At 65.3% G+C, this 17070-nt stretch carries 20 protein-coding genes; 11 read left to right on the plus strand and 9 right to left on the minus strand.

The features are described 5' to 3' along the window. Position 1: 1 nt before the first annotated feature. The 3 genes from greB to RTK35_RS22060 all read right to left on the minus strand — a co-directional run bounded on the left by greB (position 2) and on the right by RTK35_RS22060 (position 3760). Positions 2-499, minus strand: a complete 498-nt coding sequence (gene greB / locus RTK35_RS22050; RefSeq protein ID WP_074968756.1) for a transcription elongation factor GreB — start codon at positions 497-499, stop codon at positions 2-4. A gap of 64 nt (positions 500-563) precedes the next feature. Beyond that, on the minus strand, positions 564-3071 hold the full coding sequence (locus tag RTK35_RS22055; protein WP_316909087.1) for an ABC transporter permease: 2508 nt from the start codon (positions 3069-3071) through the stop codon (positions 564-566). A 5-nt stretch (positions 3072-3076) separates the two neighbouring features. Next, on the minus strand, positions 3077-3760 hold the full coding sequence (locus tag RTK35_RS22060; protein WP_044401515.1) for an ABC transporter ATP-binding protein: 684 nt from the start codon (positions 3758-3760) through the stop codon (positions 3077-3079). A gap of 10 nt (positions 3761-3770) precedes the next feature. Here RTK35_RS22060 and RTK35_RS22065 point away from each other — a divergent pair, with 10 nt between their 5' ends. The 3 genes from RTK35_RS22065 to RTK35_RS22075 all read left to right on the plus strand — a co-directional run bounded on the left by RTK35_RS22065 (position 3771) and on the right by RTK35_RS22075 (position 5744). Beyond that, a complete protein-coding gene (locus RTK35_RS22065; RefSeq protein ID WP_236211436.1) occupies positions 3771-4376 on the plus strand; it encodes an arylesterase in 606 nt (201 codons plus the stop codon). Between the two features lie 56 nt (positions 4377-4432). Next, on the plus strand, positions 4433-4714 hold the full coding sequence (locus RTK35_RS22070) for a hypothetical protein (RefSeq protein WP_044401521.1): 282 nt from the start codon (positions 4433-4435) through the stop codon (positions 4712-4714). A 70-nt stretch (positions 4715-4784) separates the two neighbouring features. After that, entirely contained in the window at positions 4785-5744 is a 960-nt protein-coding gene (locus RTK35_RS22075) for a L,D-transpeptidase family protein (RefSeq protein ID WP_160479740.1), read from the plus strand. A gap of 123 nt (positions 5745-5867) precedes the next feature. Here the strand turns inward: RTK35_RS22075 and oprI are convergent, their stop codons facing one another. Next, positions 5868-6119 (minus strand): outer membrane lipoprotei OprI, encoded by a 252-nt coding sequence (gene oprI / locus RTK35_RS22080; protein WP_011335311.1) that lies wholly within the window; start codon positions 6117-6119, stop codon positions 5868-5870. Positions 6120-6562: 443 nt separating this feature from the next. Between oprI and RTK35_RS22085 the strand changes: the two genes are divergently transcribed. Continuing rightward, positions 6563-7834: a hypothetical protein gene (locus RTK35_RS22085; RefSeq protein ID WP_316908996.1), complete on the plus strand. Its 1272-nt coding sequence runs from the start codon at positions 6563-6565 to the stop codon at positions 7832-7834. Between the two features lie 18 nt (positions 7835-7852). After that, complete coding sequence (locus RTK35_RS22090; protein WP_044401548.1) at positions 7853-8134, plus strand: GNAT family N-acetyltransferase; 282 nt, start codon at positions 7853-7855, stop codon at positions 8132-8134. A gap of 59 nt (positions 8135-8193) precedes the next feature. Here the strand turns inward: RTK35_RS22090 and RTK35_RS22095 are convergent, their stop codons facing one another. Together RTK35_RS22095 and RTK35_RS22100 are read right to left on the minus strand one after the other, a co-directional pair. Then, complete coding sequence (locus tag RTK35_RS22095; protein WP_044401551.1) at positions 8194-9270, minus strand: 3-deoxy-7-phosphoheptulonate synthase; 1077 nt, start codon at positions 9268-9270, stop codon at positions 8194-8196. A gap of 162 nt (positions 9271-9432) precedes the next feature. Then, on the minus strand, positions 9433-9852 hold the full coding sequence (locus RTK35_RS22100) for a PilZ domain-containing protein (protein WP_160479743.1): 420 nt from the start codon (positions 9850-9852) through the stop codon (positions 9433-9435). On the opposite strand from RTK35_RS22100, the gene RTK35_RS22105 reads away from it, so the two are divergent. The 5 genes from RTK35_RS22105 (at position 9853) to cysB (ending at position 13747) form a co-directional block, all read left to right on the plus strand. Further along, entirely contained in the window at positions 9853-10236 is a 384-nt protein-coding gene (locus tag RTK35_RS22105; RefSeq protein WP_107328953.1) for a thioredoxin, read from the plus strand. Next, the gene (locus RTK35_RS22110) at positions 10236-11195 is read left to right on the plus strand and encodes a putative 2-dehydropantoate 2-reductase (RefSeq protein WP_142010927.1); all 960 of its coding nucleotides are present in this window, start codon (positions 10236-10238) and stop codon (positions 11193-11195) included. Before RTK35_RS22105 ends, RTK35_RS22110 begins: the two co-directional genes overlap by 1 nt. Before the next feature lie 9 nt (positions 11196-11204). Continuing rightward, positions 11205-12107 carry a 5'-nucleotidase gene (locus RTK35_RS22115; RefSeq protein WP_044401563.1) on the plus strand — a complete coding sequence of 301 codons (903 nt, stop codon included), beginning with the start codon at positions 11205-11207 and terminating at the stop codon, positions 12105-12107. Positions 12108-12150: 43 nt separating this feature from the next. Continuing rightward, positions 12151-12651 carry a universal stress protein gene (locus tag RTK35_RS22120; protein ID WP_044401565.1) on the plus strand — a complete coding sequence of 167 codons (501 nt, stop codon included), beginning with the start codon at positions 12151-12153 and terminating at the stop codon, positions 12649-12651. Between the two features lie 121 nt (positions 12652-12772). Beyond that, positions 12773-13747 carry an HTH-type transcriptional regulator CysB gene (gene cysB, locus RTK35_RS22125; RefSeq protein WP_044401568.1) on the plus strand — a complete coding sequence of 325 codons (975 nt, stop codon included), beginning with the start codon at positions 12773-12775 and terminating at the stop codon, positions 13745-13747. A gap of 48 nt (positions 13748-13795) precedes the next feature. Here the strand turns inward: cysB and RTK35_RS22130 are convergent, their stop codons facing one another. Beyond that, on the minus strand, positions 13796-14071 hold the full coding sequence (locus tag RTK35_RS22130) for a hypothetical protein (protein ID WP_182850541.1): 276 nt from the start codon (positions 14069-14071) through the stop codon (positions 13796-13798). Positions 14072-14075: 4 nt separating this feature from the next. Next, positions 14076-14810, minus strand: a complete 735-nt coding sequence (locus RTK35_RS22135) for a phosphoadenylyl-sulfate reductase (protein ID WP_316908997.1) — start codon at positions 14808-14810, stop codon at positions 14076-14078. Positions 14811-15002: 192 nt separating this feature from the next. Here RTK35_RS22135 and thrH point away from each other — a divergent pair, with 192 nt between their 5' ends. Then, entirely contained in the window at positions 15003-15620 is a 618-nt protein-coding gene (gene thrH / locus RTK35_RS22140; RefSeq protein ID WP_044402055.1) for a bifunctional phosphoserine phosphatase/homoserine phosphotransferase ThrH, read from the plus strand. 54 nt (positions 15621-15674) lie between these two features. Here thrH and pabB read toward each other — a convergent pair whose 3' ends face one another. Next, positions 15675-17015, minus strand: coding sequence for an aminodeoxychorismate synthase component I (gene pabB, locus RTK35_RS22145; RefSeq protein ID WP_316908998.1), 1341 nt, complete (start codon positions 17013-17015; stop codon positions 15675-15677). Positions 17016-17070: the final 55 nt, after the last annotated feature.

The following is a 17070-nucleotide window of genomic DNA, read 5'->3' on the forward strand; positions in this document are numbered from 1 at the left end:
TTCAGGGGTACTCGATCTCCACCAGGTACCAGGTCTTCTCGCCGGTGGGCGTGTTGACCCGGACCTCGGCGTCCAGCGGCTTGCCCACCAGGGCGCGGGCCAATGGCGAATCGATGCTGATGAGGTTCTGCTTCAGGTCCAGCTCGTCCGGCCCGACGATGCGGTAGCGGGCCTGTTCGCCGTCCTCGTCTTCCAGGGTGACCCAGGCACCGAAGTACACCTTGCCCGGGTCCGCCGGGCGCTCGCGTACCACCTTGAGGTTCTCCAGACGCTTGGTGAGGAAGCGCACGCGGCTGTCGATCTCCCGCAGCATCTTCTTGCCGTAGGTGTATTCGGCGTTCTCGGAGCGGTCGCCCTGGGCGGCGGCCTCGCTGACGGCTTGGGTCACCTTGGGCCGGCGCACGTGCCAGAGCTCTTGCAGTTCGGCGCGCAGGCGGGCTTCGCCTTCCGGGGTGATCAGCGGGGTGCCGGCGGTGCGAGGGGGGCGGTAGCGGCTCATGGGGCAGGGGTGTCTCCGGGAACGGGCCGCCGAGTCTAGCAAGGGCTCGGCGGCCACGGCAGGGTCAGCCTTCGCGCAGGACCTGGAGCGGGCTTGCGGTCAGGGCGCGACGCGTGCCCAGCAGGCCTGCGCTGCCGACCAGCAGCGCGCCGATGACCGGCAGGAGCAGCAGCCAGGGGTGTGGCTTCCAGTCCAGGTTGAAGGCGTAGGTATAAAGGAGGGCGCTGACCAGTTCGCAGCCCAGTGCCGCCAGCAGGCCGCTGCAGGCGCCGAGCAGGGCGAACTCGCGGCGCCGGGCCTGTTGCAGCAGGCGCCGCTCGGCCCCCAGGGCCCGCAGCAGCGCGCCCTGGCGCAGGCGCTCGTCGAGGGTGGACTGCAGGCCGGCGAAGAGCACCGCCAGGCCTGCGGCGAGCACGAACAGCAGGACGAACTCCACCGCCACCGTCACCTGGGCGAGGATGCTGCGCAGCTGCTTGAGGATGGCTTCCACCTCCAGCAGGGTGACGGCCGGGAAGTCCCGCGCCAGCTGCACCAGTTCGCGGTCGTGACCCGGCGGCAGGTAGAAGCTGGTGAGGTAGGTGGTGGGCAGGTCGGCCAAGGAGCCGGGCGCGAAGATCATGAAGAAGTTGGGCTGGAAGTTGTCCCAGTCGACGGTGCGCAGGCTGGTGATGCGCACTTCCCGCTCCATGCCGCCGACCACGAAGCCGAGCTGATCGCCCAGCTTGAGGCCCAGGTTGGCGGCGAGCTTGGCCTCCACCGAGACGCCGGGCAGCTCGCCGGGCGCTGCCTCGTCCCACCACTGGCCGGCGCTGAGGCTGTTGCCCGGCGGCAGCTCGGCGGACCAGGTGAGGCTGAGGTCGCGCTGCAGGGCGCGCTCGCCCTGGGAGTCCTCGGTGGCGTGCTCGCTGGCGGGCTGGCCGTTGATGCGGGTCAGGCGCCCCGGGATCACCGGGTAGAGCGGCGCGGCATGGGGGGAGAGGGCCTGGATGCGCTGGTCGAAGGCGTCCTTGTCGGCGGGCAGGACGTTGAGGACGAAGTAGTTCGGGGCGTTTTCCGGCAGCTGGTCCTGCCAGGTGTCCAGCAGTTCGCCACGCAGCAGGGCGACCAGTGCCATGGCCAGCAGGATCAGGCCGAAGGCGAGCGACTGGCCGGCGGCGGCCAGCGGGTGGCGCAGCAGCTGGCCCAGCCCGAGGCGCCAGGGCAGGGCGGCGCGGGCGAGGGCCCGGCGCAGGGCATTGAGCCCCAGCAGCATGAGGCCACCCAGCAGCAGGGTGGCGAGCAGCCCGCCGCCGAGCAGGGCGAGGGTCAGTTTCAGGTCCAGGCTCAGGCGCCACATGATCAGCCCGAGGGCGAGGATGGCGGCGCCGTAGACCAGCCAGGCGCTGGGCGGTACGGGGAGCAGGTCCCGGCGCAGCACTCGCAGCGGTGGTACGCGGCCGAGTGCGGCCAGGGGCGGCAGGGCGAAGCCGGCGAGGGCCACCAGGCCGGTGGCGATCCCCGCCAGGGCCGGAATGAAACCGCCGGATGGGACTTCCGCGGGCAGTAGTTCCCGCAGCAGGTGGAACAGGCCCAGTTGGGCAAGCCAGCCGAGCAGGGCGCCCACGAGGCTGGCGGCCAGGCCCAGGATGGCCAGCTGCAGGGCATACAGGGTGAGTGCTTCGCGGCGGGACAGGCCGAGGCAGCGCAGCAAGGCGCTGGCGTCGAAGCGCCGGGCGGCGAAACGGGCGGCGGAGAGGGCGACCGCTACACCCGCGAGCAGCACGGCGGCAAGGCTGGCGAGGTTGAGGTAGCGCTCGGCGCGGGAGAGGGCGCCGCCGACCTGGCGGTTGCCGTCGCGTGCATCTTCGATGCGCTGGTTGGCGGCGAGGGTGGGCTCGAGGGCGGCACGGTAGCGCGCCAGGGCTTCGGCCGGGCCGCTCCACAGTTCCCGGTAGCGGACACGGCTGCCGGGCTGCACCACGCCAGTGGCACCGAGGTCGGCCAGGTTCATCATCAGGCGCGGGGTGAGGCTGTAGAAATCGCCGGCGCGGTCGGGTTCGTAGGTGAGTACGCGGGTCAGGCGCAGGGTCTTCTGGCCGACGTCGACGTTGTCGCCAGGCTTGATGTCGAGGGCGGTGAACAGGCGTGATTCGGCCCAGGCTTCACCCGGCGCGGGGCCGGCACCGGCCTGCTCTTCACCGTAGGGTTGGGCGGCGCTGCGCAGTTCGCCGCGCAAGGGGTAGCTGCCGTTCACGGCCTTGACGCTGGCGAGCTGGATGCCGTTGTCGCCGGCGATCACGCTGGAGAATTCGACGGCGCTTGCATGGCGCAGGCCGAAGCGGGTGCCGACCTCTACCTGTTCGGTGTCGGCGGGGGAGGAGCCGCTGAGCAGCAGGTCGGCACCGAGGAATTCGGTGGCGCGCAGCAACATTGCGCCGTTGAGGCGGGCGCCGAAGTAGCCGATGGCGCTGCTGGCGGCCACGGCGACCAGCAGGGCGAAGAACAGCACGCGCAGTTCGCCGGCGCGGGCGTCCCGCAGCAGTTGGCGCAGGGCCAGTGCGAACAGGCGCGAGAGTGGCAGGCGTCCCTTCATCGCCATCAGGGTTCCACCCGGTCGATCAGGTGGCCGGCTTCCAGGCGGATCAGGCGCTGGCAGCGATGGGCCAGGCGTTCGTCGTGGGTGACCAGCACCAGGGTGGTGCCGCGCTCCTGGTTCATTTCGAAGAGCAGGTCGGTGATGCGCTCGCCGGTGTGGCTGTCGAGGTTGCCGGTGGGCTCGTCGGCGAAGAGCACGTCCGGCTCGGCGGCGAAGGCGCGGGCCAGGGCAACGCGCTGCTGCTCACCGCCGGACAGTTGGCGGGGGTAATGCGTCAGCCGCTGGCCGAGGCCGACCCGTTCGAGCAGGCTGCGGGCGCGCTGGCGGGCATCACGGTGGCCTTCCAGTTCGAGGGGCAGCATGACGTTCTCGAGGGCGTTGAGGCTGTCCAGCAACTGGAAGGACTGGAACACGAAACCGACATGCTCGGCCCGCACGCGGGCTCGCTCGTCTTCGTCCAGCCGCGAGAGGTGGTGACCGGCCAGGGTGACTTCGCCGGAGCTGGGCAGGTCGAGCCCGGCCAGCAGGCCGAGGAGGGTGGATTTGCCCGAGCCGGAGCTGCCAACGATGGCCAGGCTGTCGCCTTGCGCGAGGTCCAGGTCGAGCCCCTGGAGGATGGTCAGTTCACCTTCCGCGCTGGGGACCACTTTGCTAAGGTGCCGCGCATTTAGAATGCTTGGGCTCATGGAGAATCCGATGCGTGCTGGGTGGATGGGCTGCTGCCTGGGGCTGTTGCTGCTGGCGCAGGAGGCTGCGGCGGGGACCGTGCTGGTCGTCGGGGATAGTATCAGCGCCGCTTTGGGGCTGGAAACCAGCCAGGGCTGGGTCTCCCTGCTGCAGAAAAAGCTCGATTCCGAGCGTCTCGATCACCGTGTGGTGAATGCCTCCATCAGCGGCGACACCAGTGCTGGCGGGGCTGCGCGGCTGCCTGCGCTGCTCGGCGAGCACAAGCCGGAAGTGGTGATCATCGAACTGGGGGGCAACGATGGCTTGCGTGGCCAACCCCCTGCGCAATTGCAACAGAATCTTGCCTCGATGGTTGAGCAGTCCCGGCAGGCGGGCGCCAAGGTGCTGGTGCTGGGCATGCGCCTGCCGCCCAACTATGGCAAGCGCTACACCGACGCGTTCGCTCGTGTGTTCAGTGACGTGGCCAAGGAACAGCAGGTGCCGCTGGTGCCGTTCTTTCTCGAAGGCGTCGGAGGCGTGGAGGGCATGATGCAGGCCGACGGTATCCATCCGGCTGCCGGTGCCCAGCCAAAGCTGCTGGAAAACGTCTGGCCGTCGCTCCAGCCGCTGCTTTGAGGCTTTTCCGAGGCGGGGCTTTCGGCTAATGTTGCGCACCCGCTCCGGAGTCCCCCATGCCTCGCCCCGCCTGGTCCCTGCACGCCTATAAGCTGATCGAGCCAGACGAGCAGCTCGACCTGTTCGCCTGCCGTGAGGTCCGCCTGCATCTGGTGGCGCGCCAGCTCGAGTTGGGGGGCTACGCCGACCGTACGTTGTGCGGCGGGCTGCTGCCGGCCATGCCCCGTTGGTGCGAGGTGGGCCGAAGCCTTCTGCAGGATCGCCGGTTGTGCCCGTTCTGCAAGCAGGAACTCGAGGCGCAGCGCGATGGCAAGCGGCCGGAGTGGCCTGACAGCTAGCCTCCCGGCTGCTGGCAGGCCGGTGTACAATCCGCCACTCATTTTTCAACCCTCAGCCAAGGATTCCCGGATGTTGTCGCGCGTTCCCGCCGTCGCCCGTACCCTGTCTCTGGCCGCCGCTGTGCTGGCCGGTAACGCCGCAGCACTGGAGCTGCCCCTGCCGCCCCCTGGGGAGGATATCGTTGGCCAGGTCCAGGTGATCAAGGCCAAGTACGAGGACACCTTCGCCGACATCGGCGTGGCCAATGACCTGGGCTACCTGGAGATGGTCGCGGCCAACCCCGGCGTTGATCCCTGGCTGCCGGGCGAAGGCGCCGAGATCATCCTGCCGACCCGCTTCATCCTGCCGCCGGGGCCGCGCGAGGGGATCGTGATCAACCTCGCCGAGTACCGGATGTACTACTTCCCGAAAGGGCAGAACGTGGTGCACACCTATCCGCTGGGCATTGGCCGGGAAGGCTGGGGCTCGCCGATCAGCACCACCAAGATCACGGCCAAGACGCCGAATCCGGCCTGGTACCCGCCCAAGTCGATCCGTGAAGAGCACGCTGCCGATGGCGACCCGCTTCCGACCGTGGTACCGGCGGGGCCGAACAACCCCCTCGGTCCGTTCAAGTTCACCCTGGGCCTGCCGGGTTACCTGATCCACGGCTCCAACAAGAAGTTCGGCATCGGGATGCGTGTCAGCCACGGCTGCTTCCGCATGCTCAACAACAACGTGCTGGAGCTGGCCAAGATGGCGCCGGTGGGCACGCCGGTGCGGGTGATCAACGAGCCGTACAAGTTCGGTGTCAGCGGCGGCAAGATCTACCTGGAGGCCCACGCACCGCTGGACGATCATGGCGATCCGTCCGTGGTTGACAAGCACACTGCGGTGATCAATGCGCTGCTCAAGCGCGAGGACCTGGTCAACACCATCCGCCTGGACTGGGACGTGGTGCGTGAGGTGGTGGCGGCCGAAGACGGCCTGCCGGTGGAGATCGCCGAGCCTTCGACGTCGGTCGCAGCCAGCGCTCCGCCCGCGCTCTGATCGTATCCAGAAGACCCGCCTCCCATTCGGGCGGCGGGTTTTTTATTGCCCGCGACTTTGTGAAGGCAATAAAAAACCGACCCAGTTGCCTGGGTCGGTTTCAGGTAAAAGCCTTGTGGGCTATTACTTGCGGCTGGCTTTTTCCAGCATGCGCAGAGCGCGCTCGTTAGCCTCGTCAGCGGTCTGCTGGGCTTTCTGAGCGGCGGCCAGAGCTTCGTCAGCCTTGCGGTAGGCTTCGTCAGCACGGGCTTGAGCACGAGCAGCTGCGTCTTCGGTAGCGGTCAGACGAGCTTCGGTTTCTTTGGAGGCGCTGCTGCAACCGGTGGCCAGAACAGCAGCCAGAGCCAGAGCAGAGAATTTCAGAACGTTGTTCATCGTGTTCCCCTTTAAGGTGGACATTTCCATTAAAAGCAATTCCCCGAGCGTGGGAAATTAGCCGGCGTACATACTACCCATAACTTGTAGTAAGTAAACTGACGGGGCGCAAGGCGGACACTTTTTTTTCACCTTGGCTGCCTTTTTACCCACTGACCACGGGTGCTTGAGCAAAAAACGACCAGAAAACCGCTGTTCACCACAAGCGAAGTTCAAATTCTAGCTGCTGTATGCGGCATTGAGCTGTTGAGTGGGCTGCAATGGGTTATCGATAAGTTGAATTGACCTGTCAGCGCCGGACAGCAAGTTGCCGTCACCCGCACTCTTCAGTGAACTTCTTCACGTAATGGAAAAGTGTTTGTACCGTCATCGTGGGGCGGATGGTGGCACCTTGGGCGCACTGATAAGCTCGTCGCATTTTTTACCGCCTCAAGGATGGCGTCATGGCAAAATTTCTCAAGTGGGCGGTGCTGGGTGTTCTTGCGCTGGCCGTGCTGATCAAGGGGGCTTTGTGGCTCTCTGTGCGTTCCATCATGAACGAGGCGGTCACCAAGCTCTCGCCGGTCATGGACATCAGCTACGGCGGCATCACGTCGTCGTTCGACGGCCGTGTCGGGCTGGAGAACGTCACGATCCGCGTTCCTGCCCTGGGGGACAGCCTGCAGGTGCAGCACGCGCAGCTGCGCTTCAACGGGCTTCGCGAGCTGCTGAGCTTCAAGGAGCGGCTGGAGGAGGGCAAGCTGCCCGAGCAGATGTCCGTCGAGCTCAAGGGGCTGCAGCTGGCAGTCCATGGCCCGTTCATGCAGCAGCTGTATGACGCGCCGGCCGAGCGCAGCATCTTCACTGCAATGAGTGAGGTGGCATGTGGCAAGGTGAGCCACATCGGCACCAACGAGCTGCTGGACATGGGTTACCGGACGTTCGAGACCGATGCCCAGTTCTCGTACCAGTTGGAGGAGGGGGCCAAGCGCCTGACCTTCAACCTCAAGGCCGATACCCGCGACATGGGGGATACCCGTCTCAGCCTGTCCCTGATCAACATGCCGGACAACCCGGGTGACCTGCGGGTAAACCCGCCGCGCGTCTCCAGCGTGGTGTTCGAGCTGAACGACAACCAGTACCAGCGCAAGGTGCAGGACTTCTGTGCCGGCAAGCTGGGCCAGTCACGCGAGGCCTACCTCAAGACGGCGGTGGAGCAGTTCGACCGCAACCTGCGGGCCCAGCGTGTCGCGCTCGAGCCTGCCGTGCTGGAGGCCTACGGTCGTTACCTGAGCGATCCCCAGGCACTGCGCCTGGAGCTGAGCCCGAGCGAGGGCATGGCCTGGGAAGGCCTGGAGTTCTTCGAGCCGAAGGACGTGATCGGCATGCTGCGCCCGGTGGTGCTGGTCAACCAGCAGGCTGTCCAGCCGATCGCCTTCTCCTGGGTCGATACCACCAAGCGGCCGGAGATGAAGGGCAACGAGCGGGTGTCCGCCGAAGTCGAAAAAGATGAAAACGCCGGTGCCTCGCCGCGCTACGAGTTCGTCCAAGTCTCCGATCTGGCGGGATACAAGGGCAAACGCCTGCAATTCATCACCTACGATGGCGCCTATTACCAAGGTGTATTACACAAGGTGGAGAACGGTAAGGCGTTTCTCAGTGTCCAATTTGGGTCCGGCTCGGCTGAAATGTTCCTTCGGCTCGAAAAGATAGATAAGGTACGGGTGATGTTCTAAACCCGCAGAGGAGTTGCGATGAGCGAGGCGTTGTCCATCCATCATGACCAGGCAGGTCATCAGTTCGAGACCACCGTGGATGGTCACCGTGCTTACCTGGCCTATATGGATCTCGGCAAGCAGACCCTGGATATCTACAGGACCTTCGTGCCGAACGCGCTGCGCGGACGTGGCATTGCTGCGGCGCTGACCGAGAAGGCGCTGAGCTTTGCCGAAGACCAGGGCTACACCGTGATTCCCTCATGCTCCTATGTGGAGCGCTATATCGAACGCCGCCAGCGCCACGCTCCGAAGGAGTGAAGACGCTGAAACAAAAACGCCGGGCAATGCCCGGCGTTTTTGTTTCAGCAGCAGCCCTTTCAGCTGCGCTTGCGCTTGGGCAGCACGTCCTTGAGCTTGGCGTGCATGGAGCGCAGGGTCTTCTCGGTGGTGTCCCAGTCGATGCAGGCATCGGTGATGGATACGCCGTACTGCAGCTGGTTGAGGTCCTTGGGAATGGATTGGGCACCCCAGCCCAGGTGGCTTTCCACCATCAGGCCGACGATGGAGTTGTTGCCCTCGAGGATCTGGTTGGCGACGTTGTCCATCACCAGCGGTTGCAGCGATGGGTCCTTGTTGGAGTTGGCATGGCTGCAGTCGACCATGATGTTCGGCTTGATGCTGGCCTTGGTCAGGGCTTGCTCGCAGACGGCGACGCTGACCGAGTCATAGTTCGGCTTGCCGTTGCCGCCACGCAGCACCACGTGGCCATAGGCGTTGCCTTTGGTGGTGACGATGGAGACGCCGCCTTCCTGGTTGATGCCGAGGAAGCGATGCGGGCTCGATACCGACTGCAGGGCGTTGATGGCCACGGTCAGGCTGCCGTCGGTGCCGTTCTTGAAGCCCACGGCCGAAGACAGGCCGGAAGCCATCTCGCGGTGGGTCTGGGATTCGGTGGTGCGGGCGCCGATGGCCGACCAGCTGATCAGGTCCTGCAGGTACTGCGGGGAGATCGGGTCCAGGGCTTCGGTGGCGGTCGGCAGGCCTTTCTCTGCCAGGTCACGCAGGAGCTGACGACCGATGTGCAGGCCGTCCTGGATCTTGAAGGAGTCATCCAGGTAGGGGTCGTTGATCAGGCCTTTCCAGCCGACGGTGGTGCGGGGCTTCTCGAAGTACACGCGCATGACCAGGAACAGCGTGTCGGAGACCTCGGCAGCCAGGCCCTTGAGGCGGTCGGCGTATTCGTGGGCAGCCTTGATGTCGTGGATGGAGCAGGGCCCCACGACCACGAACAGGCGGTGGTCCTTGCCGTCGAGGATGTCACGGACTACCTGGCGGCCATGGGCGACGGTCTGCAGTGCGGCGTCCGTCAGGGGGATTTCGCGTTTCAGTTGCGCCGGGGTGATCAGGGTCTCGTTGGAGGCAACGTTCAGGTCGTCAAGCGGTAAATCAGCCATGGTGCTAGTCATTGGAATTCAGTCGTCGGGTCACGGGTGCTTGACCGCCACCATCCCCCGAGCGGCGGAGCACGGCATTGAAGGCGTGGCAGGGACGCGGAACCTTAACGCTTTAGGCAGTGGCTAGACAATGGCGTCAAGGTCGCAATTGGACGGAAGCGGTCAGTTCAGGCTGGCGGCCGAGAACTCGGTGGCATGCTGGGCAATCCACTCCTCGGCGATCTGCTCGATGGGCTGCGTTTCGCCCGACTCCGCCTCGCGCTGCTTGCGGTAGGCCTCGATCTGGCAGACCTGCTCCACCATGCGGGCGCGAAACAGGGACTCCTCGTCGGTGAAGCAGATGCCGACGAGGTAGTCGTCCGGCTGCTTGCGGCACCAGGCCACGACCCCTGGGCAGCTGGCCTGCTCACCCAGCAGGGGGATTCGCAGCTCGATTGCCGTGCCCTTGCGGAAGCCCCTCGTGGAGTTGCACGCCACCCCGCCGAGGCTGATATTGTGCAGCCGCTGTCGCGGCAGGAAGTTGTGCTTGCGCAGAACCAGTTCGACCGGCAGGTCGCTGGGGTGACGCAGGAATCGGCGCATATGAGTACTCCCTTGTGCCAGTGGTCTGGCCCGGTTGGAGGATGCGGCTTGCATGAAATCGAGTTGAGCGACTTCGACGCTGATCAGCGTCTGCTCAGTCTGCCCGGAACCTCCCTGCTGATATTCACCAGCATAGGCTGTGCCAGTTGCCGGTGGGCGCGCCGCCATCTGCCCAGCCTCGACCTGGCCGTCGACCGATTGTGCTGGATAGACGCCGCCGATAATGGTGGCCTGGTCCAGCGCTACGAGGTATTCCACCTTCCCGCCCTGTTCCTGGTGCGGGATGGCCAATTTCTTGGCGCCCTGCACAGTACGTTGCGGGACGCTGACCTGAACGAGAACCTGGCGGCTGCCCACCAGCGCCAGGCTGAGGAGCTGCCCTGATGAGTTCGACCCCATCCCCCCGCATCGGCATCATCGGCACTGGCGCCATTGGCGGTTTCTACGGGCTGCTGCTTGCCCGTGCCGGATTCGATGTGCATTTCCTCCTTCGCAGTGAATACGAAACCGTGAGCCGCCAGGGGCTGCGCCTGTCCAGTGCCGTTCATGGCGAGCTGGCGCTGCACCCGGTGAATGCCTACCGGGATGCGGCGGCGATGCCCCCGTGCGACTGGCTGCTGGTGGGGGCGAAGACCACCAGCAATGCCGAGCTGGCACCGTTGATCAGCCAGATCGCTGCGCCGGGCGCCCGGGTGGTGCTGTTGCAGAACGGCCTTGGGGTGGAGGAGGCATTGCGCCCCCTGCTGCCCGCGCACCTCAACCTGCTGGGCGGGCTCTGTTACATCTGCGTCCACCGCGAGGCCCCGGGGCACGTGGTGCACCAGTCCCTGGGGGCCGTGAACCTCGGCTACCACAGCGGGCCCGCGACCGATGCCGCTGAGCGCATGGCCCTTCTCGAGGAGGGGGTGGCCTTCTTCAGGGCTGCCGGGCTGGACTCCACCGCCATGCCCAGCCTTGAACAGGCGCGCTGGCAGAAGTTGGTGTGGAACGTTCCCTACAACGGCCTTTCCGTTGTGCTCAATGCGGGCACTACCGCGTTGATGGGCAACCCGGACAGCCGCGCGCTGATCCAGGCGTTGATGCAGGAAGTGGTGGAGGGCGCCGTGGCCTGCGGGCACACCCTGCCGGAGGGCTTTGCCGGCAAGTTGCTGGCCTCGACGGACCGCATGCCCGACTACCTGCCCAGCATGTACCACGACCATGTGCAGCGGCGACCTCTTGAACTCGAGGCCATCTATGCGGCCCCCCTGGCTGCTGCGGAAGCAGCGGGGTGTGACCTCCCGCGAATCCGGGCGCTTTACCAGGCGCTGCGTTTCATCGATGCCCGCAACCGCACCGAGTGAGTCGCCAGGATGAGCGCGCTGAACGACAAGCTGGTGCTGGCGATTTCCTCCCGGGCACTGTTCGACCTCGATGAGAGCCATCGCGTCTACGAGTCGGAAGGGATCGAAGCCTATCGCCAGTACCAGATCGAACATGAAGACGAGCTGCTGGAGCCGGGTGACGCCTTTCCCCTGGTGCACAAGTTGCTGGCCCTCAATGAGCAGCTCGGTCAGGCGCGGGTAGAGGTGATCCTGGTCTCGCGCAACAGCGCCGACACCGGCCTGCGGGCGTTCAACTCGATCCAGAAGCACGGCCTGGCGATTTCTCGCGCAGCCTTCTCCGGTGGTCGCAGCCCCGGGCCTTACCTGAAGGCCTTTGGCTGCCACCTGTTCCTCTCCACCCATGTGGAGGACGTCCGGGTGGCGTTGCAGGCAGGTTTTGCCGCGGCGACCATTCTCCCCGGCGCGCCACGCAGGGCATCCAGCAGCGAGTTGCGCATTGCCTTCGATGGCGACGCCGTGCTGTTCGCCGATGACGCTGAGCGCGTCTACCAGTCCGGCGGGCTGGCTGCATTCCAGGCCCACGAGCGTGAGGCAGCATTGAGGCCGCTGGACGGTGGGCCGTTCAAACCCTTCCTCTCGGCGCTCAACCAGTTGCAGCGCGAATTGCCCGTGGATGGCTGCCCGATTCGTACCGCGCTGGTCACCGCGCGCTCCGCTCCGGCCCATGAGCGGGTGATCCGCACCCTGCGCGACTGGGACATCCGCCTGGACGAGTCGTTCTTCCTGGGCGGGCTCGAGAAGTCCGCTATTCTCGATGCCTTTGGCGCCGATGTATTCTTCGACGACCAGGCCGGCCATTGCGAGAAAGCCCGCGAAGTGGTCGCCACCGGGCATGTACCGCATGGCGTGAGCAACGAGCCGAAGATCTGACTAAGCTGATGCGAGGCCCGCCAAGCAGGCAGTAGGAGGCCTCATGATTCGCTCGATCCTCTATGCGACCGACCTCGGGTTGTACTCGCCCTATGTCCTTCAACATGCCCTTTCCCTCGCCAAGGCCCACAGGGCCGAACTCTACGTGGTGCACGCGGTGGAGCCCCTCGGGCTGTTCGCCGAATCCGTCCTGCAGACATACCTGGACGAGACCTTGCTAAAGGAGTTGCGTGCCCAGGGCCTGGGCACAGTGATGGCCAGCATCGAGCAGCGGGTTCTCGAGGGTTTTCGTGACGAGATCGGCGATGCGGAGAATGAGCTGAGCCTGATCAAGGCCGTCCGGGTGGTGCAGGGGGACCCGCCGCAGATGATTCTCGAGGAGGCCCAGAAACTTGGCGTCGATCTGCTGGTCGTAGGCAGTCACAGTCACGGCGCTGCGCTCGAGACGCCCCTCGGTCGTACCGCCTCCCGTCTGGTGCAGCTCTCCGAGGTGCCGGTCTACCTGGTTCCGATGCTCCAGCACCGCGGGCGCGGCGAGTTCTGATACGCCGACGAAAGAGCGTGCAGGAAATAAAAAAACGTCTAGTTTTAACCCTCAAACCATTAATATGGTTATAAAAGGTCACCGACCACCTACGCGTCGCCATCTGCTCTGAGGGACATCTATGAAGCTTCAGCAACTGCGCTACATCTGGGAGGTGGCGCACCACGACCTGAACGTCTCAGCCACCGCGCAGAGCCTCTATACCTCGCAGCCGGGTATCAGCAAGCAGATCCGCCTGCTCGAAGACGAGCTGGGTGTCGAGGTCTTCGCCCGCAGCGGCAAGCACCTGACCCGCGTGACACCCGCCGGGGAGCGGATCATCAACACGGCTGGCGAGATCCTCCGCAAGGTCGAAAGCATCAAGCAGATCGCCCAGGAGTTCTCCAACGAGAAGAAGGGCACCCTCTCCATCGCCACCACCCACACCCAGGCGCGCTATGCGCTGCCGCCGGTGATCAGCAGCTTCATCCGCCAGTACCCCGATGTGTCTCTGCACATGCACCAGGGCACCCCGATGCAGATCGCCGAGATGGCCGCCGATGGTACTGTCGACTTCGCCATTGCCACCGAAGCCCTGGAGCTGTTCGGCGACCTGGTGATGATGCCCTGCTACCGCTGGAACCGCTGCGTGATCGTGCCCCAGGGCCACCCCCTGGCCAAGCTGCCGAAGCTGACCCTGGAAGCCCTGGCGGAGCATCCCATCGTCACCTACGTATTCGGGTTCACCGGGCGCTCCAAGCTGGACGAAGCCTTCAGCCACCGCGGCCTCACGCCCAAGGTGGTGTTCACCGCGGCTGACGCGGACGTGATCAAGACCTACGTGCGCCTGGGCCTGGGCGTCGGCATCGTGGCGAAGATGGCGGTCGATGCGAAACTGGACAGCGACCTGGTGGTGCTGGACGCCAGCGAACTGTTCGAGTCCAGCGTGACCAAGATCGGTTTCCGCCGTGGCACCTTCCTGCGCGGCTTCATGTGCGACTTCATCGAGAAGTTCGCTCCCCACCTGACCCGCGAGATGCTCGCCAAGGCCGTGCAGTGCCACAACAAGGTGGAGCTGGACGAACTGTTCCAGGACGTCGAGCTGCCCACCTACTGATTCGCCCCCATCAACGAACAAGCCCGGCAATCGCCGGGCTTGTTCGTTTCAGCCTGCCTCCAGGACCTCATGGAGAAATTCGTGGAAGACGGTGTAGACACGCTCTTGGCCGTCGTCCGTTCGCACCACGAAGAAGGGGGCGCTGTCCACGCCGTAGAGCTGCGCCGCGATCCAGCCCGGGCCGGCGGGGTCGCGCTCGTCCGCCACCAGGGTGCGGTCGATGCGTGACAGGTGGTTGCCCCGTTCCAGCAGCCGCATCACATCCTTGCACTTGGCACAGGCCGTTCCATCGGCCAGGACCTTGGTCACCAGGGTGATGCGCATCCTGTCACTCCCGAGCGATCAGATTGCCGGCGTGCAGCCCGCATTCCTTCTGGGTGGCTTCCTCCCACCACCAGCGGCCTTCGCGCTCATGCTGGTTGGGCAGCACCGGGCGGGTGCAGGGCTCGCAGCCGATGCTGATGAAGCCGCGCTCGTGCAGCGGGTTGTAGGGGATCTCCAGCATGCGGATGTAGGCCCAGACCTCTTCGCTGCTCATCTGTGCCAGGGGGTTGAACTTGTAGAGAGGCTTCTCCGACGTGGAGAAGGCGCCGTCCACTTCCACGGCAGCCACCTTGCTGCGGGTGCCGGGGCTTTGGTCGCGGCGCTGGCCGGTGGCCCAGGCGCTGACGCCCGAGAGCTTGCGTCGCAGCGGCGCGATCTTGCGGATGCCGCAGCATTCCTCGTGGCCGTCCTTGTAGAAGCTGAACAGACCCTTCTCACGGACGAAGGGCTCCAGCGTGGCGGCGTCGGGGGAGAGCACCTCGATGGCGATGCCGTAGTGCTCGCGGACCTTGTCGATGAAGCGGTAGGTCTCCGGATGCAGGCGGCCGGTATCCAGGCTGAACACCTTCACGTTCTTGTTCAGCTTCCAGGCCATGTCCACCAGGACCACGTCCTCGGCGCCGCTGAACGAGATCCACAGGTCGTCGCCGAACTGCTCGAAGGCGAACTTGAGGATTTCCTGGGGGGATTTGCTGGCGTAGGACGCAGCAATGTCGGTGACGTCGAAGGGATGGCTCATCAGGCGGACTTCCTACTGGCTACGGCGCTACGCGCTCTGTGGCGGCGGATGGTAGCAAAAGCCATTTATACGCCTAAATAACCATACGGAAGGTGGACTGCCTGTTTCGGGTATAAGCCCCCGCGTTGCGTGCCTGACGAGGGAAAGGCTAGAGTGCCGCCTCCTTTACAAGCCAATAACGGGGAAATGCTCGTGGAAATCGCCTGTCTCGACCTTGAAGGTGTGCTGGTTCCTGAAATCTGGATCGCCTTCGCCGAAAAAACCGGAATCGAAGCGCTCAAGGCCACCACCCGCGACATCCCCGACTACGACGTGCTGATGAAGCAGCGCCTGCGCATCCTCGACGAGCACGGCCTGAAGCTGTCCGACATCCAGGAAGTGATCGCCACCCTCAAGCCGCTGGACGGCGCGGTGGAGTTCGTCGACTGGCTGCGTGAGCGCTTCCAGGTGGTCATCCTTTCCGACACCTTCTACGAGTTCTCCCAGCCGCTGATGCGCCAGCTGGGCTTCCCGACCCTGCTGTGCCACCGCCTGATCACCGACGAGACCGACCGCGTCGTCGGCTACCAGCTGCGCCAGAAGGACCCGAAACGCCAGTCCGTGATCGCCTTCAAGAGCCTCTACTACCGCGTGATCGCCGCCGGCGACTCGTACAACGACACCACCATGCTCTCCGAAGCCCATGCCGGCATCCTCTTCCACGCACCGGAGAACGTCATCCGTGAGTTCCCGCAGTTCCCGGCGGTGCACACCTACGAGGACCTCAAGCGCGAGTTCCTCAAGGCGTCCAACCGCCCGCTGAGCCTCTGAGCCCAGCCATGAAAAAGCCCGCGAAAGCGGGCTTTTCTGTCTCTGGCCTCTGGTCTACAGCGCTTCCAGGGTGCGCAGCAGGACCTGAACCTTGGTGATGGACTCGCGGTATTCCGCCTGCCAGTCCGAGTCGGCCACGATGCCGCCGCCGCCCCAGCAGCTCGCCTGGCCGTCCTTCACCAGCAGGGTGCGGATGGCGATGGAGCTGTCCATCTCCCCCCGCACGTCCAGGTACAGTAGCGAGCCGCAGTAGATCGAGCGGCGCGTCGGTTCCAGCTCGTCGATGATCTCCATTGCGCGGATCTTCGGCGCTCCGGTGATGGAGCCGCCGGGGAAGCTGCCCGCCAGCAGGTCCAGCGCGTCCTTGCCTTCGGCCAGATCGCCGCGAACGGCGCTGACCAGGTGATGGACGTTGGGGTAGCTCTCCAGCGCGAACAGCTCCGGTACCCTCACGCTGCCGATGCGGCAGCTGCGCCCGAGGTCGTTGCGCAGGAGGTCGACGATCATCAGGTTCTCCGCGCGGTCCTTCGGGCTGCCAAGCAGGTCGTCGGCCTGTGCCAGGTCCTCGTCCGGGGTCAGGCCGCGCGGGCGCGTGCCCTTGATCGGGCGGGTCTCCACCTGGCCCTGGCTCAGGCGGATGAAGCGTTCGGGGGACAGGCTGACGATCGCACCGGCCTCCAGCGCCAGGTAGCCCGAGAAGGGCGTCGGGCAGGCGCCGCGTAGCGCCAGGTAGGCGCCCCAGGGGTCGCCGTCGCAGGGGGCCTGGAAGCGTTGGGTGAAGTTCACCTGGTAGCAGTCCCCGGCACGGATGTAGGCCAGGATGCGTTCGATGCCTCGACGGTAATCCGCCTCGCTGATGCTGGCCGCGAAGGGTGCCTTGAGGCGGAAGGCGCCTGCTGGCTGCGCTGTCGGCTCGCTCAGCAATTGGATAAGCCGAGTGCGTTCGTCATCGGCGAGTGCAGGGTGGAAGACCAGTTGGCTGGTGCGCCGCTCATGGTCGCTCACCAGTGCCCAGGCATACAGGCCCAGTCGGGCGTCGGGCAGCGCCAGGTCGTCCTGGGCCTGTGCAGGCAGGCACTCCAGGCGGCGGCCGAAGTCATAGGCGAAATAACCGATCAATCCGCCCGTGAATGGCAGCTCCACGACGTCCGGCGCTTCGCAGCGCCCCAACTGGCGCAGCGCCGTGCGAAGGCGATCAGCGAAGTCGTTGGCCGATTCGTCGTCGCCCGGCGCAAGTTCTGCCAATGGCCAGGCGCTGAATAGGTCATAGCGTCCACGGCTGGCGCCGGGTCGCCCCGCGTCCAGCAGCACCGCCCCGGGTGCATGGCGGATGCGTGAGAAGCGCATTCCCGGGTCTTCGTGATAGGGCAGGGGGTGTACGAGACAGTTGGGCATAGGACAAGGCAAGCAGGGCGACAGCGGATTCTAGGGAAACTCTGAAAAAGTTCCA

The sequence above is a fragment of the Pseudomonas sp. zfem003 genome (assembly GCF_032621675.1).
GTDB lineage: Bacteria > Pseudomonadota > Gammaproteobacteria > Pseudomonadales > Pseudomonadaceae > Metapseudomonas > Metapseudomonas otitidis.

Excerpts from the sequence above, each read along its gene's own strand:
- greB (WP_074968756.1), bottom strand. The coding sequence starts at position 499 with ATGAGCCGCTACCGCCCCCCTCGCACCGCCGGCACCCCGCTGATCACC.
- RTK35_RS22055 (WP_316909087.1), bottom strand. The coding sequence starts at position 3,071 with ATGAAGGGACGCCTGCCACTCTCGCGCCTGTTCGCACTGGCCCTGCGC.
- RTK35_RS22060 (WP_044401515.1), bottom strand. The coding sequence starts at position 3,760 with ATGAGCCCAAGCATTCTAAATGCGCGGCACCTTAGCAAAGTGGTCCCC.
- RTK35_RS22065 (WP_236211436.1), top strand. The coding sequence starts at position 3,771 with ATGCGTGCTGGGTGGATGGGCTGCTGCCTGGGGCTGTTGCTGCTGGCG.
- RTK35_RS22070 (WP_044401521.1), top strand. The coding sequence starts at position 4,433 with ATGCCTCGCCCCGCCTGGTCCCTGCACGCCTATAAGCTGATCGAGCCA.
- RTK35_RS22075 (WP_160479740.1), top strand. The coding sequence starts at position 4,785 with ATGTTGTCGCGCGTTCCCGCCGTCGCCCGTACCCTGTCTCTGGCCGCC.
- oprI (WP_011335311.1), bottom strand. The coding sequence starts at position 6,119 with ATGAACAACGTTCTGAAATTCTCTGCTCTGGCTCTGGCTGCTGTTCTG.
- RTK35_RS22085 (WP_316908996.1), top strand. The coding sequence starts at position 6,563 with ATGGCAAAATTTCTCAAGTGGGCGGTGCTGGGTGTTCTTGCGCTGGCC.
- RTK35_RS22090 (WP_044401548.1), top strand. The coding sequence starts at position 7,853 with ATGAGCGAGGCGTTGTCCATCCATCATGACCAGGCAGGTCATCAGTTC.
- RTK35_RS22095 (WP_044401551.1), bottom strand. The coding sequence starts at position 9,270 with ATGGCTGATTTACCGCTTGACGACCTGAACGTTGCCTCCAACGAGACC.
- RTK35_RS22100 (WP_160479743.1), bottom strand. The coding sequence starts at position 9,852 with ATGCGCCGATTCCTGCGTCACCCCAGCGACCTGCCGGTCGAACTGGTT.
- RTK35_RS22105 (WP_107328953.1), top strand. The coding sequence starts at position 9,853 with ATGAGTACTCCCTTGTGCCAGTGGTCTGGCCCGGTTGGAGGATGCGGC.
- RTK35_RS22110 (WP_142010927.1), top strand. The coding sequence starts at position 10,236 with ATGAGTTCGACCCCATCCCCCCGCATCGGCATCATCGGCACTGGCGCC.
- RTK35_RS22115 (WP_044401563.1), top strand. The coding sequence starts at position 11,205 with ATGAGCGCGCTGAACGACAAGCTGGTGCTGGCGATTTCCTCCCGGGCA.
- RTK35_RS22120 (WP_044401565.1), top strand. The coding sequence starts at position 12,151 with ATGATTCGCTCGATCCTCTATGCGACCGACCTCGGGTTGTACTCGCCC.
- cysB (WP_044401568.1), top strand. The coding sequence starts at position 12,773 with ATGAAGCTTCAGCAACTGCGCTACATCTGGGAGGTGGCGCACCACGAC.
- RTK35_RS22130 (WP_182850541.1), bottom strand. The coding sequence starts at position 14,071 with ATGCGCATCACCCTGGTGACCAAGGTCCTGGCCGATGGAACGGCCTGT.
- RTK35_RS22135 (WP_316908997.1), bottom strand. The coding sequence starts at position 14,810 with ATGAGCCATCCCTTCGACGTCACCGACATTGCTGCGTCCTACGCCAGC.
- pabB (WP_316908998.1), bottom strand. The coding sequence starts at position 17,015 with ATGCCCAACTGTCTCGTACACCCCCTGCCCTATCACGAAGACCCGGGA.